The following is a 17632-nucleotide window of genomic DNA, read 5'->3' as shown; positions in this document are numbered from 1 at the left end:
GGCGGATATCATGGTAATACTTTTTTGTTAATTATTCATACGATAGCCACGGAAAGGACCGGCCAACCATGGACATGAAGAAAAATTCGGGGGTCAAACGGATCTGCATCTCGCTGCCGGAATCGCTGTCGGAAGAACTGGACCGGATCATGGCCGAGAGCAGCTTCCAGAACCGGAGCAACGCGGTGGCGGAAATGCTCCGCGACGCGTTGATCACCCGGCGGGAGAAGCACAACGACCGGGAAGTGATGGCCGGGAGCATCACCATCTTTTACGACGAATCGCGGAACCAGATCCAGGAACGGCTGGTGGAGATCCAGCGCGCCTACCTGAAGGAAGTGGTCAGTTCCCTCAACGTCATGCTGGAGAACAACTACCGGATGGAGGTGCTGATCGTTCAGGGTCCGGTCTACCGCCTGCGGGCGCTGGTCCAGGAACTGATCGGCTGCAAGGGGGTGGAAACGGGGAAACTGACCCTGACCGGTTCGACGCTGCCGCCGCTCCATGCCCGAAAGAAAACCAGGTAGGGATACAAGACGCCCATTTCCAGGAGGAGAATAGCTCATGAACATCGATCCGAAGCTCATCCTTTTCGAAGAGACCATGCCGGGAGGATGGAATCGCTCGCACCTTCTCAAGCGCGGCACCGCCCTGCGACTGACCGACCTGGAGGGAGGGGCCAACATGGCGGCGATTTTCTACAACGCCCACAATCCCACCGAACGCTACAACATGCCCGACACACTGAAAGCCCAGTTCATCTCCTGCATCGGCAAGGGGTGTGCCTGTTATTCGGATCTCGGGCGGATTCTCGTGTCGGTGCTCGACGACAGCTGCGGCTGGCACGATACCATCAGCGGCGTTTCCAACGCCCGGACCAACGAACGCCGTTACGGCAGCCGAAGCTACCAGGAGGCGCGCAACGGCTACTATCGCAACGGCCATGACGCGCTGCTGCTGGAACTGGCCAAGCACGGTCTCGGCAAACGGGACCTGGTGGCACCGGTCAATTTCTTCACCAAGATCGCCGTTGACGAGACGGGGGCAATGAGTTTCGTCGCCGGCAACTCCCGCGCCGGCGCCTTCGTCGACCTGCAGGCGGAAATGGATACCCTGGTGGTGCTCTGCAGCTGCCCGCACCCGATGGACCCCACCCCCGAATACGCCCCGAAGCCGGTCCGGCTGACCGTCTGGCGCTCCGCTATCGCGCCGGAAGAGAACCCGTGCCGCACCTTCTGCCCACAGAACGAACGGGGCTTCATCAATACGGTGGAGTACTGTCTTTAAGTTGACGTCCCCCGTTAATGGAGGGATTGAATCAGGAAAGGAACCGACCATGACCATAGCGACCCTCAAAGAAAGCCCGCTCGACCCGGCCGCCGCCGTCGCCTCGACCGTCGTCCCGGCCGGCGAGCACTGGATCCGGCTGATCCGCGCGGGGCAGACCCTGCGGATCGTCGACTTGGAAGGGAACCAGGCGGTAGATACCATCTTCTACAACGCTGCCGATTACAGCGACCGCTACAGCGCCGTCGACACCATCCGCGAGCAGGGGAACGTCTACCTCTCCACCGGCTCCCAATTGCTGTCGTCGGAGGGCAACGTCCTGCTGACCATCAGCGCCGACACCTGCGGCCGGCACGATACCCTGGGAGGCGGCTGCTCCGCCGAGAGCAACTCGGTCCGCTACCCCCGGGAGAAACGCTACATGCACAACTGCCGCGACAGCTTCCTCGCCGGCCTCCTCGCCTGGGGCGAGGGGATGGACAAGCGGGAGATCGTTCACAACATCAATTTCTTCATGAACGTGCCGATCTCCCCGGACGGCAAATCGACCTTCGCCGACGGCATCTCCGAGCCGGGGAAATACGTCGAACTGCGGGCGGAAATGGACGTGATCTGCCTGATCTCCAACTGTCCGCAGCTCAACAACCCGTGCAACGCCTACAACCCGACCCCAGTGCAGCTGTTGATCTGGGACTGACCGACCCGTAACCGACAAGGAAACACCACCATGTTCGAAAAAGTGCTCATTGCCAACCGCGGCGAGATCGCCTGCCGCCTCATCCGCACCCTCCGCCGGCTCGGCGTGACCACGGTGGCGGTCTACTCCGCGGCCGACGCCGACGCCCGGCACGTCATCGAGGCGGACGAGGCCTACCTGCTCGGCGATGCCGCCCCGGCGGTCAGCTACCTGAACGGCGAGCGGATTCTCCAGCTGGCGCGGCAGTGCGGCGCCCGAGCAATCCACCCCGGCTACGGCTTCCTGAGCGAGAATCCCGCATTCGCCGAGGCCTGCCGGCAGGAGGGAATCGTTTTCATCGGTCCGGAACCGGAAACGATGCGCGCCTTCGGCCTGAAACACCGTGCCCGGGAGCTGGCCGAGCAGAGCGGCGTGCCGCTCCTGCCGGGGAGCGGCATCCTGGCGGACGCCCCCCGGGCAACGGCCGAAGCGGCCCGGATCGGCTACCCGGTGATGCTCAAAAGCACCGCCGGCGGCGGCGGCATCGGCATGGCCCTCTGCCATGACGAAGGAGAACTGCTCGCCGCCTTCGCCCGGATCGGCCGGCTGGCGGAGAACAATTTCAAGGAGTGCGGGCTCTTCCTGGAGAAGTACGTCGCCCGGGCCCGCCACGTCGAGGTACAGATCTTCGGCGACGGCCGGGGCGCGGCCCTCACTCTCGGGACCCGCGACTGCTCGGTCCAGCGGCGCAACCAGAAGGTCATCGAGGAAACTCCGGCGCCGGGGCTGACCGCGGAGCAGCAGGAGCGGCTCTGCGACGCAGCACGGCGGCTGGCGGCCGCAGCCCGCTACTCGTCGGCCGGGACGGTGGAATTCGTTCTCGACACGGCCAGTGGCGACTTCTATTTCCTGGAGGTCAACACCCGCCTCCAGGTGGAGCACACCGTTACCGAGGAGGTATACGGCATCGACCTGGTGGAATGGATGGTCCGTCAAGCCTGCGGCGAACTGCCGCCGCTGGCGGAACTGGCGCCGCAGTCGGCCGGTTGCGCCATCCAGGTGCGGCTCTACGCCGAAGATCCCGGGAAAAATTTCCAGCCCGCTGCCGGTGTCCTGACCGAGGTGCACTTCCCGGAAACCGCCCGTTGCGACGGCTGGGTCGAGCGGGGGACCTCCGTCACCGCCTACTACGATCCGCTGCTGGCCAAGTTGATCGTTGCCGGCCGGGACCGGGCCGAGGCCCTGGAGCGGCTGCAGCGGGCACTGGCCGAAACCCGGCTGGCCGGGATTGAAACCAACCTGGAATACCTGCGCCAGATCGTCGCCGACCGGCGCTTCGCCGCCGGCGACCTCTTCACCCGGCTCCTCGACACCCTGGAGTACCGGGCAGCAACCATCGAGGTCCTCGCCCCCGGCACCTGCAGTACGATTCAGGACTATCCCGGCCGCACGGGCTACTGGGAGGTCGGCGTCCCCCCTTCTGGGCCGATGGACAGCCTCAGTTTTCGGCTCGGCAACCGGCTGCTCGGCAACCCGGAACAGGCTGCCGGTCTGGAGCTGACCATCACCGGCCCGACCCTGCTCTTCAATACCGCCACCGCCATCTGTCTGACCGGGGCGCCCATGCCGGCCACCCTCGACGGTATCGCCATCCCGTTCTGGAGCGTCGTGCCGGTCGCCGCGGGGGCAACCCTCAAGCTCGGCGCCATCACCGGGCCGGGACAGCGGAGCTATCTGACGATCCGGGGCGGCTTCGACGTTCCCGACTACCTCGGCAGCAAGTCGACCTTCACCCTCGGCGAATTCGGCGGCCACGGCGGCCGGGCACTCCGGACCGGCGACGTGCTGCACGTACTGCCGGCCGCAGCGCCGGCCTCCCCGGCGGTGCTGGCAGAGCCCCTCCGCCCGACGCTCACCGGCAACTGGGAGCTCGGCGTACTCTATGGCCCCCACGGCGCCCCGGATTTTTTTACCGAGGAGGATATCGCCACCTTCTTCGCCACCGACTGGGAGGTCCATTACAACTCCGCCCGCACCGGCGTTCGGCTGATCGGGCCGAAGCCGCTCTGGGCTCGAAGCGACGGTGGCGAGGCGGGACTCCACCCCTCGAATATCCACGATAATGCCTACGCCATCGGCACCATCGACTTCACCGGCGACATGCCGATCATCCTCGGGCCCGACGGACCGAGCCTGGGGGGATTCGTCTGCCCGGCCACAGTAGTCCAGGCGGAACTCTGGAAAGTCGGCCAGCTCAAACCGGGCGACCGGGTCCGCTTCCGCCGAATTTCGCAACGGGACGCCGAGGCGCTGGAACGGCACCAAGACGAGTTGCTCCACACCCTGACACCCGCGCCGCGCCCCTCCCTCGACGGGCCGGTAGCCGTGGCGACCAGCGGGCCGGTGGTGGCAACCCTGCCCGCTGTCGACGGGCGGCCGGCGGTGGTCTACCGGCGCTCGGGGGACAAATATCTGCTGATCGAGTACGGCGAGCCGCGAATCGATCTCACCTACCGGTTCCGCGCCCAGGCGCTCATGGAATGGCTGCGCGACCGGCTGCCGGCCGGAGTGATCGACCTGACCCCCGGCATCCGCTCCCTCCAGGTCCACTATGACAACCGGCAGCTGCCGCTGGACCGGCTGCTCGCCCAACTGGCGGCGGCGGAAGAGTCGCTGCCGTCGCTGGACGACCTGGTACTGCCGAGCCGGATTGTCCACCTGCCACTCAGCTGGGATGACCAGGCCACCCGGCTGGCGATCGAGAAGTACGACCAGTCGGTGCGGAAAGATGCCCCCTGGTGTCCGAGCAACATCGAATTCATCCGCCGGATCAACGGCCTGGCGTCGGTGACGGAGGTGCAGGAGATCCTCTTTTCCGCCCACTACCTGGTAATGGGGCTCGGCGACGTCTACCTGGGGGCGCCGGTTGCCACCCCCCTCGATCCCCGCCAACGGTTGGTGACCACCAAGTACAACCCGGCCCGGACCTGGACCCCGGAAAATGCCGTCGGTATCGGCGGCGCCTACCTCTGCGTCTACGGCATGGAGGGCCCCGGCGGCTACCAGTTCGTCGGCCGCACCGTCCAGATGTGGAACCGCTACCGGCAGACCCGCGAATTCGAAGCCGGCAAGCCATGGCTGCTGCGCCACTTCGACCAGCTCCGCTTCTACCCGGTTTCCCACGAGGAACTGCTCCGGTTACGCCGCGACTTCATCAACGGCACCTTCAGCCTACGGATCGAGGAGACGACCCTGTCACTCCGCGACTATCGCCGCTTCCAGGAAACGCACCGCGACGAAATCGCCGCCGCCAAGGAACGCCAGGCCCGGGCCTTCGAGGAAGAACGGCAGCGCTGGGAGGAGAGCGGCCAAGCCCACTTCATCTCCGAAAGTGCCGACTGCCTGGAAAGCATTGCCGAGGGAGAGGTGGCAGCCGGCTGCGAGCCGGTAGCCACCCCGGTAGCCGGCGTCGTCTGGAAGATCGCCGTCCGGCCGGGCGATACGGTCCGGGAGGGAGAATGCGTAGCGATCATGGAGAGCATGAAAATGGAAACCGCTATCCTCGCCACCTGCAGCGGTACCGTCGAACAGCTGTTCTGCACCGAGAACGCCTATCTGAACGCCGGCCGGCCATTGCTCAGCATCTGCCCGGAATGAGGCCGGCAGCGCGACCAAGGATTCCGTAGCGGTGGGCTTTGTGTCCGCCCTAAGTGGCAGCGGCAGACAACCGTAGATTACCTGTTGATACGCCAGGGAGATAACAATGAAAATCGGTGACTTGTTGGGCCAGTACCGGCGCGGCGCATTGACCCCCCGGAGGATGATCGATGACGTCATGGCACGGATCGCCGCCAACCGCGACAGCAACAGCTGGCTCCATCTGCTGGAGCGGCAGGAGCTCTACCGCTACGCCGACCGCCTGGCGACACTGGCGCCGGACAGCCTCCCGCTCTACGGTGTGCCCTTTGCGATCAAGGACAACATCGACCTCGGGGGGGCACCGACCACCGCTGCCTGCCCCGCCTACCGCTACCTGCCGGAGCGCTCCGCTTTCGTCGTCCAGCGGCTGATCGATGCCGGGGCAATTCCGATCGGCAAGACCAATCTGGACCAGTTCGCCACCGGGCTGGTCGGCACCCGCTCACCCCATGGCACCGCCCGCAACCCCTACCACGCCGACTACATCCCCGGCGGCTCCAGCTCCGGCTCGGCAGCGGCAGTGGCAGCCGGCGAAGTCGCCTTCGCTCTCGGCACCGACACCGCCGGCTCCGGCCGGGTGCCGGCCGCTTTCACCAACCTGTTCGGGGTCAAGCCGACCCGGGGATTGTTGAGTACCGACGGGGTGGTCCCGGCCTGCCGCAGCCTCGACTGCGTGTCGATCTTCGCCCGGGATGCCGCCGACAGCGGGCGGGTCCTGGCAGCTGCCGCCGGTTACGATCCGGCCGACCCCTGGTCACGCCGGGAAGCGCCGGTTGCGGAACGAGCCGGCCAATGGCCGTTCGTCTTCGGCGTTCCACGACCGGAGCAGCTCCGCTTCTTCGGCAACAGCGAGTACGAGCGGCTCTTTGCCACAGCCGTCGACCGTCTGGAAGACCTCGGCGGACACAAGCGGGAGATCGACTTCGACCCCTTCGCCGCCGCCGCCCGGCTCCTCTACGAAGGTCCATGGGTGGCCGAGCGGTACGCCGCCCTGGCAGAATTCATTGCCCGACACCCTGAAGAGTTCTTTCCGGTTACTTACGAGATCATTGCCGGCGGCACTGCCGCCTCGGCCGTGGATGCCTTCCGGGGAATGTACCGGCTGCAGGAACTTCGTCGCCAGAGCGAAACCGTCTGGGGAGAGATCGACTGCCTCGTTACGCCGACCGCCGGCACCATTTACCGGATCGACGAGGTAGTCGCCGACCCCCTCCGGCTCAACGCCAACCTCGGCTACTACACCAATTTCATGAACCTGCTCGACCTGGCGGCGCTGGCAGTGCCGGCCGGCTTCACCACTGCCGGCCTCCCCTTCGGGATCACCTTGGCCGCCCCGGCATTCAGCGATTATCGCCTGCTGCAGCTCGGCGAGCGGTTCGCCGCCGCCGCTGCCGATGCCCCGCTGGAAATCGCCGTCTGCGGCGCCCACATGCGCGGCCTCCCCCTCAACCGGCAGCTGGTCGAGCTGGGCGGCCGCTTCCTCCGCGCCGATCGGACCGCCCCCGCCTACCGGCTGTTCGCCCTGGCCACCGACCCGCCGAAGCCGGGACTGTTGCGCAGTGCCGCGGGCGGTGCCGCCATCGAACTGGAAGTCTGGCAACTCCCCGCCGCCGGCCTCGGACGTTTTCTGGCCGCTATCCCGGCACCGCTCGGCCTCGGTAAGGTAGAGCTGGCCGACGGTCGCCAGGTGACGGGGTTTCTCGTCGAAGCAGCCGCCGTGACCGACGCCCGGGAAATTACCGCCTGCGGCGGCTGGCGGCGCTTCATCTCCTGAAGCGCCGCGACCGTTCCGGCAATCAATCCCTCGCCCGTCGCCGGATACCCCCTTCCCGGTCGCCGGCATTCGCCGACGCAGAATTTTCCCCTCAAAATTCAACTTGCTGCATAATGTGTCGATATAGTAATTACCGTTATTACGGAAGTGCACCGTTGTGTCCCCGGCTACCGGACACCATGATGGAGACGGCACCATGAGCGGAAACGCCCGCCGCCCGCCGCGGCTTCTCAGACCATTGAGCCTGTTTTTCGTGACGCTGCTGATCGTTTTCGGCATCGAAACCGTCGTCATGTTCCTGATTTCCGTCATCCTGCCCGGTTCCGACACCCCACTGAAAAATTTTGCCGACTCCTGTCTGCTGGTGCTCTTCAGCGCCCCCTTCGTCTGGAGACTGGTCGTCCGCCCGCTCCGGGCGGCGGCCCTTTCCGAAGTCACCCGGGCTCAGGCGCCGCTGGAGCATATTATCGACGCGGTGATCTGTTTCGACACTACCGGGGCGATCACGTCGGTCAACGCGGCGGCGGGAAAATTGTTCGGTTATCCGGACCCCGAAATTCTCGGCCAGCAAATCAACCGACTGATCCCCGACCTGGCGGACCGGCGTGAGCTCCCTACCCACACCGGCAACCAGGCGGCACCGAATTTCCGCCTCGACACCGAAACGACCGGTCGGCACCGGGATGGCCACCTCTTCCCGGCGGAAATTTACCTTAGTACCATCAGGGTGGCAAACCGGCTGTCGTTCGTGGCAATCGTCCACGACATCGGCGAACGGAAGGATATGGAACAGGCGCTGGCCCGGCAGCGCGATCTCTCATTACGGCTCGTCCAGTACTGTGCCGTCCCCTGTTTCGTCCTCGCCCCCGACCATACGGTGCTGGTCTGGAACAAGGCCTGCGAAGAACTGACCGGGATCAAGGCCGCCACGATGCTCGGTACCAGTGACCACTGGCAGGCATTTTACCCTCAGCAGCGGCCGACCCTCGCCGATCTGGTCATCAGCGACGACCGACAGGATATTACCCACCTTTACGAAAAACATGCCCGATCGCCGTTTGTCGAAGGCGGGCTGCAGGGTGAAGGGTGGTATCACAACGTGGGGAGCAAGGAGCGCTACCTGTTCTTCGACGCCGGGCCCGTGCGCAACGACAACGGGGAACTGTTGGCGGTCATCGAAACCCTGGAAGATATTACTGATCGAAAGATGACCGAGGAGGCGCTCCGGACCTCGGAAGACAAGTTCAACCGGGCCTTCCACGCCAGTCCCGACGGAATTGCCATCAGCCGCAAGGCCGACGGGGTGATCATCGACGTCAACGAGGCGTTCACGACGATCCTCGGGTATGCGCGGGACGAGGTTCTCGGCCGCTCGGCCGGAGAGATCGGCCTGTGGGTCAACAGTGACGAACGGACCCGGATGATCGAGCAGGTCGAACGGGTCGGCCGGGTCCGGGATCTGGAAATCAGGCTCCGCGCCAAAACGGGGGGGGTCCGCACCCTGCTCTGCTCAGTAGACCAGTTGCAGTTGAACGGCGAAGCATGCCTGATCATCATCGAGCGGGATATCACCGCCCAGAAGGAAAACGAACGGCTGCTGCTGAAGAGCAAGGCGGAGCTGACCGTCCGGCACGAACAGCTGACCGCCCTCTTCAACCAGGTCGAGACGGTCAAACGGGAGTGGGAACGGACCATGGACTGCATCAACGACATGGTCATCCTTCTCGATCGCCAAGGGAAAGTGAAACGGTGCAACCGGGCCACTGCAGAGTTCGCGGGGATTCCCTACGAAGAGTTGCTCGGCGCCGATTGGCAGGAAGCGATCAAGCTACCGGGCATATCGGCCGCGACCCTCGCTGATCGCGGCGGCGAGATTTACCACGAGCAGCTGAACCGCTGGTTCAACCTCACCTGCTACCCGCTGGGAGACGACGGCGCCGCGGAAGAATCCGGCGTCGTCATCACCATCCATGACGCCACCGAAACGAAACAGGCCTCGATGGCAGTGGAACAGGCCTACACGGAGCTGAAAGAAGCCCAGGCGCAGATTCTGCAGCGGGAAAAGATGGCCTCGATCGGCCAGCTGGCCGCCGGCATCGCCCATGAGATCAACAACCCGACCGGTTTCATCATGAGCAACCTCGGCACCCTCGGCAAATACCAGGAGCGGCTGGCCGCCTTCCTAGAGGCCCAGAGCTCGGCGCTGGCTGCCACGGCAGCCGGTGGGGAGGATGAACTGGCGCCGCTGCGCCGGCAGCTCAAGATCGATCACATCCTCGCCGACATCCCGAGCCTGATCGCCGAGTCCCTCGACGGCGCCGAGCGGGTGAAGAAGATCGTCCAGGACCTGAAGAGCTTTTCCCGGGTGGACGAGGCTGACTGCAAGATGGCCAACATCGTCGACTGCCTGGAAAGCACCATCAATATCGTCTGGAACGAACTGAAGTACAAGGCGACCCTGCACAAGGAGTATGGCGAGCTGCCGCCGCTCCGCTGTTACCCGCAACAGCTGAACCAGGTCTTCATGAACCTGCTGGTCAACGCCTCGCACGCCATCGACAAGCAGGGGGAGATCACCGTACGCACCTGGTGCGAAGAGAATAACGCCTGCATCGCCATTGCCGATACCGGCTGCGGAATTCCGGAAGCGATCCGCAGCCGAATCTTCGAGCCATTCTTCACCACCAAGGAAGTGGGCAAAGGAACCGGGCTCGGCCTGAGCATCAGCTACGACATCATCAAGAAACACGGCGGCGACATCTCCCTGGAGAGTGAGGTCGGCAGGGGGACTACTTTCACCATCCGGCTGCCGCTGGACGGGATCGCCAAGTGTCACGCCCCGGATCAGCGGGAAAATTCGCCGGCCGGGGCATAAGCGCCGCGAGGCATTGATCAGCAAGGAGGAGATGAAGATAATGACTGATTTTCATGAACTGCCGCCGGTGCAGGTCCTGTTCGTCGACGACGAGGAAAACATCTTGAAATCGCTGCGGCGGCTGCTGCAAGACGAAGAGTTCGAGGTGCTGACCGCTGGCTCGGGGGGGGCGGCGCTGCAGCTGCTCCAGGAAGCGGAACATGTCGGGCTGATTGTCTCGGACCAGCGGATGCCGGGTCTGTCGGGAGTCGAGTTCCTCGAACAAGCGAAAAGCGTTGCCCCGCAGGCACTACGGATCATGCTCACCGGCTATGCCGATATCAACGCCACCATCGACGCCATCAACCGGGGGGGCGCCTACCGATACATCACCAAGCCGTGGAACGACGACGAAATCGTCCTGACCATCCGCGATGCGGTGCGCCACTACCGGCTCGAAGAAGAGAACCGCCGGCTGGCGGCGATCGTCGCCCGGCAGAACGAGGAGCTCCAGGAGTGGAATGCCAATCTCAAGCAGCGGGTGCTGGAGCAAACCACCGAAATCCGCAAAAAGCACGAAGAGCTGCAAAACGCCAATGAACGGTTGCGGGAGAGTTACCGGAACACTATTTTGGCCTTCTCCCGGCTCATCGAGCTGCGCGGCAAGAAACTCCAGAATCACAGCACCAATGTGGCAACCCTGGCGCTGAACGTTGCCAAGGCGCTCGGCCTGTCGGCCGAGGAGGCGGAGACGATCCACGTTGCCGCCATGCTCCACGACATCGGCGAAATCGGCATCCCGGAAGCGATCCTGCACAAATTGCCCGAGGAGATGACGCCGACGGAACTGGCCGAATACCAGCGGCATGCCGTTCGCGGCCAGACAGCCATCGACGCCATGGAGGACCTGCGGGAGGCCGGCATCCTGATCCGCCATCACCACGAGTATTTCGACGGCAGCGGATTTCCCGACCGGCTGACCGGAGAGCAGATTCCGCTCGGCGCGCGGATCATCGCCATGGCCGACTATATCGACGGGGCGATGCAGAACCTCTACGGCACGAGCGCCATGGAGAACGCCCTCTGGAAGGTCGGCACGGAGCTGGGCAAGAAGCTCGATCCGGGCCTGCTGCCGACGTTCCGGAAATTCCTCAAATATGTCTATTACGCCAAAACGGAGCCGGGAGGGAAAGAGCTGGCGCCGCTCGGCAAAGGCGACGAGGCGGAGCAGAGCGCCTTCGAGCAGGTGGAAAAGGAGCTCAAGCCGACGGAACTCGAACCGGGGCTAGTCCTGGCGCAGAGCATCTACAGCGGCACCGGGATGCTCCTCCTCAGCCGGGGAACCCAACTCGACCAGGCAAAAGTGGCGGCTATCCAGCGTTACTACCGCCTCGATCCACCGACCACCGGAATCTTCGTCTGGTCACGGCAGAAAAAACAGCAGCGACACTAACCGCGCCATCCGGCGGGAGCGGCAATGCGCCATCATTCATTGCCGCTCCCACCCACTCTCCACCCGATTTTCCCGCAAGGCCCACGCTCTTACCACCCCCGGGACAATACCGCCTGCCCGTTTTGATTCCACTCCGTCGGCCTCTACCGGCTACTCTCCGGCCGATTCATGTCATCGTTCCCAAGGTTTTGCGAAAGCGCGCCAGGGAAAAGGAAAAAAGGCTTGCGCCAATCAGGGCGAGGGCGACGAATTGTGGCCAGACAACCATCATCCCCGCTCCGCGGCAGAGGATGGCTTGGGCAAGCATGACGAAATGGGTGTTCGGCGCCGCCAGCATCACGTACTGAATAAACTCCGGCATGCTTTCCCGCGGCGTAACGCTCCCCGACAGGATCTCCATCGGCAGCAGCACCAGCATCAGCAGCAGGCCGAACTGCGGCATGGAGCGGGCAACCGTCCCGAGGAAGATCCCCAGCGAGGTAGTGGCAAAGAGGAGTAGCGCGGTACCGGCCATGAACAGTACGATGGAGCCTTCAATGGGAACCGCAAGGAGACCCTGGACGACGAAAAGCAACGAGCAGATCGAGGAGAGCAGCACCACCATCGCCATCGCCCAGACCTTGCCGGCCATGAGCTCGAAGGGGGTTACCGGCATCACCAGCAGATGCTCCACCGTACCGTGCTCCCGCTCCCTGATCAGCGCCGCGCCGGTGAGCACGATGGAAAGCATGGCGATGTTGCTGACAAACTCCATCACGGCTCCGAACCAAGACTTGTTCAGTTCCGGGTTGAAGCGGACCCGCAATGCAAGGTCCACCGCAGGCACCGCTCGTGTCTGGTACCCCTGGAGGAAGGCGTTTATTTCGCGGATGACGATGGTCTGGATATAGCTGCTGCCGGTAAAGGCCTGGCTCATGCGGGTGGCATCGACATTGAGCTGGATGGCCGGACTGCGGCCGGCGAGCAGATCGCGCTGGAAATTGGGCGGAATGCCGAGGGCAAACGTGTCGAGGCCGGCATCCATGCGGGCGTCCATCTCGGCAGGGGAGATCACTACCGGCGGCAGAAAAAGCGGCGGGAAAAAGGCATCGGCGATGCGGGCGGAGAGCTGGGAGCGGTCTTCATCGACAATGGCGATGGGCGCCTTGCGCAGGGTCTCTGGAGCGGCGGTGGCCGCCGAATATATTGCCAGTGTGAAGGCGTACATGATCAGCACGACCATCACCGGGTCACGCTGCAGGCTACGCAACTCCTTGATGCCGAGATGGAAGATGTTGGCGGCACGCATGGTCAGCGGTCCTGTTTCTTGAGCAGCGCCGTACTGAGTCCGATCAGCACCGGCACCGCCAGGAGCAGGGGATAAAAGGCCGCCCGCAGGTCGTCAAAGCCGAGCCCCTTGGAAAAGGTGCCGCGGGCAATGGTCAGGAAATAGGTCGTCGGATAGATTTTACCGATCAGCGCCCCCGCCCCTGTCAGCGAGGAGACCGGATCGGTCATCCCGGAAAACTGCACCGCCGGCAGGAGGGTCAGCAGCGCCGTACCGAAAATGGCAGCGACCTGGCTGCGCATAAAGGTCGAGATCACCAGCCCGAAGGCGGTGGCGGCGATCACGTACAGCAACGCCGCAGCACCAAGCGTGGGGAAACTCCCCTTGAGCGGCACGCCGAACATGAAAATGGCCAGCGCGGCAAGCAGAACGAAGTTCAGCATTGCCAGGGCAACGTAGGGGAGCTGTTTGCCGAGCAGGAATTCAAGACGGGTAACCGGCGTGACGTACAGGTTGACGATGGAACCGAGCTCTTTCTCCCGCACCACTGACAGCGAACTGAGCATCGCCGGAATCATCATCAGCAGCAGGGGAATCACCGCCGGCACCATCGCCGGCAGGCTCTTGACATCGGGATTATAGCGAAAGCGCGTCTCGATGGTGGCCATCCCCGCCGCAGCGGTATTGCCCGAAGCCTGTCGTGCCAGGGTCGCCAGCCACTGGGCATGCATCCCCTCGACATAGCCGCGCACCGTTTCCCCGCGGGCCGGCATGGCACCGTCGATCCAGGCGCCGACGGTTACCGGGGTGCCACGCCGCAGATCGCGGGCAAAACCGGGAGGAATCTCGATCGCCAGACTGATCTCCCCGGCTCGCATCCGCCGGTCCAGATCGGCATAGTCCCTGAGGGGCGGGCGCTCGCTGAAATAGCGCGAACCGGCAAGGTTGTGCGTATAATCCCGGCTGATGGCGGTCTGGTCCCGATCGAGGACCGCAAAGGTAAGATTCTCCACATCCAGGGTAATGCCATACCCCATAACGATCATCAGGATCAGGCTCCCCAGCATGGCGAGAGCAAGGCGGATCGGATCGCGCCGCAGCTCCAGGCCTTCGCGGCGGGAATAGCTGATCAGCCGGCGCAGACTGAAGGGGCTCCGGTTATACGGGCGCTCGCCGCTCCCCTCCTGAGCCACTTCCTGCAGGGAGGGGAACGTCGAGCCCGTTGCCTCCCCTTCAGGCGGAGAGCTCGGATGAGGTGGGGAGACGATGTCGGCAGCCCCCGCCTCCTCCAGGTAGCCGATGAATGCCTCTTCCAGCGTTTTCGCTCCACGGGCGGCGATCAGCGCCGCCGGCGCATCGCTGACCAGCACCCGGCCCGCATGCATCAACGAGATCCGGTCGCAACGCTCGGCTTCGTTCATAAAGTGAGTGGAGATGAAGATCGTGACCTTATCCCGGCGCGCCAGGTCGATCATGATCTGCCAGAAGGCGTCGCGGGCTACCGGGTCCACCCCGGAGGTCGGCTCGTCGAGGATCAGCATCTCCGGGCCGTGGATCATCGCCACCGCTAGGGAAAGCCGCTGGCGCTGCCCCAGCGGCAGGGCGTCGGGCAGGCTTTCCATCACCTCGCTGAGACCGAAGCGGCGGGCCATCTCCTGGGCCCGCGGCGCGATCAGCTCCTCGCGCATCCCGAACAACCGGGCATGCAGCACCAGGTTCTGCCGTACCGTCAGTTCACTGTAGAGCGAAAAGGATTGGGACATGTAGCCGACCCGCCGCCGGGTGGCAAGATCGCGGGGGTCGACCGGCCGGCCGAACAGCCGGGCCTCCCCTTCACTGGCCGGCAAGAGCCCGGTCAGCATCTTCATGGTGGTGGTCTTGCCGCAGCCGTTCGAGCCGAGAAAGCCGAAGATCTCCCCCCGGCCGATCCGGAAACTCACCTGATCGACAGCGACGAAATCGCCGAAGCGCATCGTCAGGCCGTGGGCCTCGATGACCGCCTCGGCGGCGGTTTCTTCGCCCGGACGCGGGGGGATGACGAGCGTTTGGTGGCCTTCCCGCTGGGAAGGGGGGAGCAGGGCGATGAACGCCTCCTCTAGCGAGCTGGCGCCGGTCTGGGCCAACAGTTCCCGCGGCGTGCCGGTGGAGAGGATGCGGCCGGCGTTCATCGCCACCAGCCAATCGAATCTGGCGGCCTCTTCCATGTAGGCGGTGGCGACCAGCACGCTCATCCCGGGTCGGCCGGCGCGAATGCGGTCGATCAGTTCCCAGAACTGCCGGCGCGACAGCGGATCGACCCCGGTGGTCGGTTCGTCGAGGATCAGCAGGTCGGGATCGTGGATCAGGGCACAGCAGAGGCCAAGCTTCTGCTTCATCCCCCCGGAAAGCTTGCCGGCCGGCCGGTCGGCGAAGGGAGCCAGCCCGGTGGCGGCCAGCAGTTCGGCGATCCGCCGCTCCCGCTCCCGGCGACCGTGGCCGAACAGCCGGGCGAAGAAGTCGGCGTTCTCGAACACCGACAGAGTGGCGTAGAGGTTGCGGCCAAGCCCCTGAGGCATGAAGGCTACTCGCGGGCAGACCGCCCGGCGGTGGCGACCATCGGCCATGTCGCCGCCGAGCACTTCGACGCAGCCGGCCTGAATGGCCCGGGAGCCGGCAATCAGGGCGAAGAGACTCGACTTCCCCACGCCGTCGGGACCGATGAAGCCGACCATACTGCCAGCGGGAATAGCCAGGGTGATTCCGTCGAGTGCCCGGGTCGCACCGTAGCAGAGGCCGACCTGCTGGAGCCGTGCCACGGGCAGCGGGCCGCCGGCGGCCGGAACGCCGGGACTCATTGCAGCAACCGTCCCGCGAGCTGAGGCGGCCACGGGGTGCGGGAATCCAGCCGCACGTAGGCCACACCGGGCAGCCCCGTCTTCACCTGGGTGAGATACTTCTTCAGGAGTGCGACGGGAATCTGGGCGCGGACGCGGAACATCAGCTTCTCCCGTTCGCTGGCGGTTTCCACGGTTTTGGGGGTGAACTGGGCGACATCGGCAATGAACGACACCCGTGCGGGAATGACATACTGGGGAGCGGCATCGAGCACCAGCCGCACGTCGGTGCCGAGCGCAACCCGCCCCGCCACCGCTGTGGGCAGGAAAAACGTCATGTAGACATCGCTCAAATCGACCAGGCTCAGCACCCGGCCGCCGGCGCCGACTACCTCGCCCGGCTGGGCGACCCGGTACTGGACCCGACCGTCGCGGGGAGACTTGAGGGCGCTGTCTTTGATGTCCGCCTGAATCCGCTCGACCGTGGCCCGGGCAGCGGCAACCGCCGACTCCGCCCCGGCAATCTGCGAGCGGGCCGTGGTGATCGCCGCCTCGGCGGCAGCCACCTGGGCATGAGCCGAGCTGACGACGGCCAGGGCGCTCTTCAGCCGGGCATCGTCATCATCGGCCTCTTGCTGCGACATCGCCCCCCGTGACACCAGCTCCGACGACCGGTTCCAACGTTTGCGGGCATTATCGAGTTCGGCCTCGCGTTGCTTGACCAGCGCCACCGCTGCGGCCTTTTCGCTTTGCCGCTGGGCCAGCTGGCTGCGGGCGGTGGCAACCGCCGTACGGGCCTGGAGATATTGAGCCTCGGCCTGGCGGAGCTCCGCTTCGAGAGCCTCCGTATCCAGAACCGCCACCACCTGCCCGGCAGTGACGAACTCCCCTTCGCGGACCAGAATATCCTTGACCCGGCCGGCAACCTTGGCAGCAACATCGATCTCCACCGCCTCGATGCGCCCATTGCCACTAACCAACCCGTCGTCCTTGCCGGTACCGCCGAACTTCTGCCAGAGAACCGCGGCAAGCAGGCCCACCATCAACAGCCCGGCAATTCTGAACAACCACTTCTTCCACTGTCCGGTCATTGCCCCCTCCCGCGGCCGGGAAGTCGACCCCGACCCCAGAGATTTGTGCAGCAGTATCGTTTCTGCAGACCGTCAACAGACGGTTCAGCAGTCCCGAGCGGGGAGCTCCGGGACCGAAAAATGCTCTTCCTTGAAGTTTACCGCAACTTGCCCTGTTCCTCGTCGCTGGCGGCTACTTTGAGATATGTATGTAAAGGGGGAGATCGGTTAAGGAGAGGACTATTACTGGGTTGGCGTGATGATGCCGATTTGCCGCTCCAGGCCGACTCCGCCGCCATCCTCGATCGACAAGGCTCCCGCCAGCGGGATCATCCACCGGGCAGCTCTCTGTCGCCTCGGGCGCCGTCGAGCTTTCTGATTATTCTCTTGAGGCTCTCCTTAGCGAGCTGAAATTCCGCCGATGCTTTGCCGTACTCGCACCGGGCAACCTCTTTCTCTGCCTGGCCTGTTTGAGGCTCCCGGGACCAAGTGCAGCGGCGGAGTCGCTCATAACGGTTTTTCTGGAACAGCCAACGGACCAGCGTCGCCTGGACAATGTCACAGGCGCTCAAGAACTCCACCATCTCTTCCGCGTCGTCGAAAAGATAAGTCAGGTTACGGACATAGGCTCGGGCTGCTGCCGGATCTTTGAATTGCCGATCATCTTTTAGCATGGCTAGCAATCCTCCATCGCGTGTCCAGATCATTTGCCCAGTTAATCAAAGATTCGGCGCCAGCT

The 17632-nt window shown here is 64.3% G+C and carries 11 protein-coding genes; 7 read left to right on the top strand and 4 right to left on the bottom strand.

All coding sequences use genetic code 11. The annotated features are described in order from the left end of the window. Positions 1-68 precede the first annotated feature (68 nt). The 7 genes from nikR (at position 69) to QMN23_RS00305 (ending at position 11743) form a co-directional block, all read left to right on the top strand. Complete coding sequence (gene nikR / locus QMN23_RS00335; RefSeq protein WP_282001086.1) at positions 69-527, top strand: nickel-responsive transcriptional regulator NikR; 459 nt, start codon at positions 69-71, stop codon at positions 525-527. Positions 528-564: 37 nt separating this feature from the next. Continuing rightward, positions 565-1287, top strand: coding sequence for an urea amidolyase associated protein UAAP1 (locus tag QMN23_RS00330; protein WP_282001085.1), 723 nt, complete (start codon positions 565-567; stop codon positions 1285-1287). Between the two features lie 49 nt (positions 1288-1336). Further along, complete coding sequence (locus QMN23_RS00325) at positions 1337-1984, top strand: urea amidolyase associated protein UAAP2 (protein WP_282001083.1); 648 nt, start codon at positions 1337-1339, stop codon at positions 1982-1984. A gap of 30 nt (positions 1985-2014) precedes the next feature. Next, positions 2015-5620, top strand: a complete 3606-nt coding sequence (gene uca / locus QMN23_RS00320; protein ID WP_282001082.1) for an urea carboxylase — start codon at positions 2015-2017, stop codon at positions 5618-5620. Positions 5621-5726: 106 nt separating this feature from the next. Further along, entirely contained in the window at positions 5727-7436 is a 1710-nt protein-coding gene (gene atzF, locus QMN23_RS00315; protein ID WP_282001080.1) for an allophanate hydrolase, read from the top strand. Positions 7437-7632: 196 nt separating this feature from the next. Next, a complete protein-coding gene (locus QMN23_RS00310; RefSeq protein ID WP_282001079.1) occupies positions 7633-10311 on the top strand; it encodes a PAS domain S-box protein in 2679 nt (892 codons plus the stop codon). 40 nt (positions 10312-10351) lie between these two features. Continuing rightward, entirely contained in the window at positions 10352-11743 is a 1392-nt protein-coding gene (locus QMN23_RS00305; RefSeq protein WP_282001078.1) for an HD domain-containing phosphohydrolase, read from the top strand. A 166-nt stretch (positions 11744-11909) separates the two neighbouring features. Here QMN23_RS00305 and QMN23_RS00300 read toward each other — a convergent pair whose 3' ends face one another. From QMN23_RS00300 to QMN23_RS00285, 4 genes are all read right to left on the bottom strand, one after another. Further along, a complete protein-coding gene (locus tag QMN23_RS00300; protein ID WP_282001077.1) occupies positions 11910-13031 on the bottom strand; it encodes an ABC transporter permease in 1122 nt (373 codons plus the stop codon). 2 nt (positions 13032-13033) lie between these two features. Further along, the gene (gene rbbA, locus QMN23_RS00295; RefSeq protein WP_282001076.1) at positions 13034-15844 is read right to left on the bottom strand and encodes a ribosome-associated ATPase/putative transporter RbbA; all 2811 of its coding nucleotides are present in this window, start codon (positions 15842-15844) and stop codon (positions 13034-13036) included. Beyond that, on the bottom strand, positions 15841-16914 hold the full coding sequence (locus tag QMN23_RS00290) for an HlyD family secretion protein (RefSeq protein WP_282001075.1): 1074 nt from the start codon (positions 16912-16914) through the stop codon (positions 15841-15843). The genes rbbA and QMN23_RS00290 overlap by 4 nt, the downstream gene beginning before the upstream one ends. A 308-nt stretch (positions 16915-17222) precedes the next feature. After that, positions 17223-17567 carry a hypothetical protein gene (locus QMN23_RS00285; protein WP_282001073.1) on the bottom strand — a complete coding sequence of 115 codons (345 nt, stop codon included), beginning with the start codon at positions 17565-17567 and terminating at the stop codon, positions 17223-17225. Positions 17568-17632: the final 65 nt, after the last annotated feature.

Source organism: Geotalea uraniireducens (assembly GCF_027943965.1).
Lineage (GTDB): Bacteria > Desulfobacterota > Desulfuromonadia > Geobacterales > Geobacteraceae > Geobacter > Geobacter uraniireducens.
The sequence above is the reverse complement of the archived record's forward strand: the minus strand, read 5'-3'. Positions and strand labels throughout refer to the sequence as shown.

Coding starts and splice junctions, on each gene's coding strand:
- QMN23_RS00290 (WP_282001075.1), bottom strand. CDS start 16,914: ATGACCGGACAGTGGAAGAAGTGGTTGTTCAGAATTGCCGGGCTGTTG.
- rbbA (WP_282001076.1), bottom strand. CDS start 15,844: ATGAGTCCCGGCGTTCCGGCCGCCGGCGGCCCGCTGCCCGTGGCACGG.
- QMN23_RS00305 (WP_282001078.1), top strand. CDS start 10,352: ATGACTGATTTTCATGAACTGCCGCCGGTGCAGGTCCTGTTCGTCGAC.
- QMN23_RS00285 (WP_282001073.1), bottom strand. CDS start 17,567: ATGCTAAAAGATGATCGGCAATTCAAAGATCCGGCAGCAGCCCGAGCC.
- atzF (WP_282001080.1), top strand. CDS start 5,727: ATGAAAATCGGTGACTTGTTGGGCCAGTACCGGCGCGGCGCATTGACC.
- QMN23_RS00330 (WP_282001085.1), top strand. CDS start 565: ATGAACATCGATCCGAAGCTCATCCTTTTCGAAGAGACCATGCCGGGA.
- QMN23_RS00325 (WP_282001083.1), top strand. CDS start 1,337: ATGACCATAGCGACCCTCAAAGAAAGCCCGCTCGACCCGGCCGCCGCC.
- QMN23_RS00300 (WP_282001077.1), bottom strand. CDS start 13,031: ATGCGTGCCGCCAACATCTTCCATCTCGGCATCAAGGAGTTGCGTAGC.
- uca (WP_282001082.1), top strand. CDS start 2,015: ATGTTCGAAAAAGTGCTCATTGCCAACCGCGGCGAGATCGCCTGCCGC.
- QMN23_RS00310 (WP_282001079.1), top strand. CDS start 7,633: ATGAGCGGAAACGCCCGCCGCCCGCCGCGGCTTCTCAGACCATTGAGC.
- nikR (WP_282001086.1), top strand. CDS start 69: ATGGACATGAAGAAAAATTCGGGGGTCAAACGGATCTGCATCTCGCTG.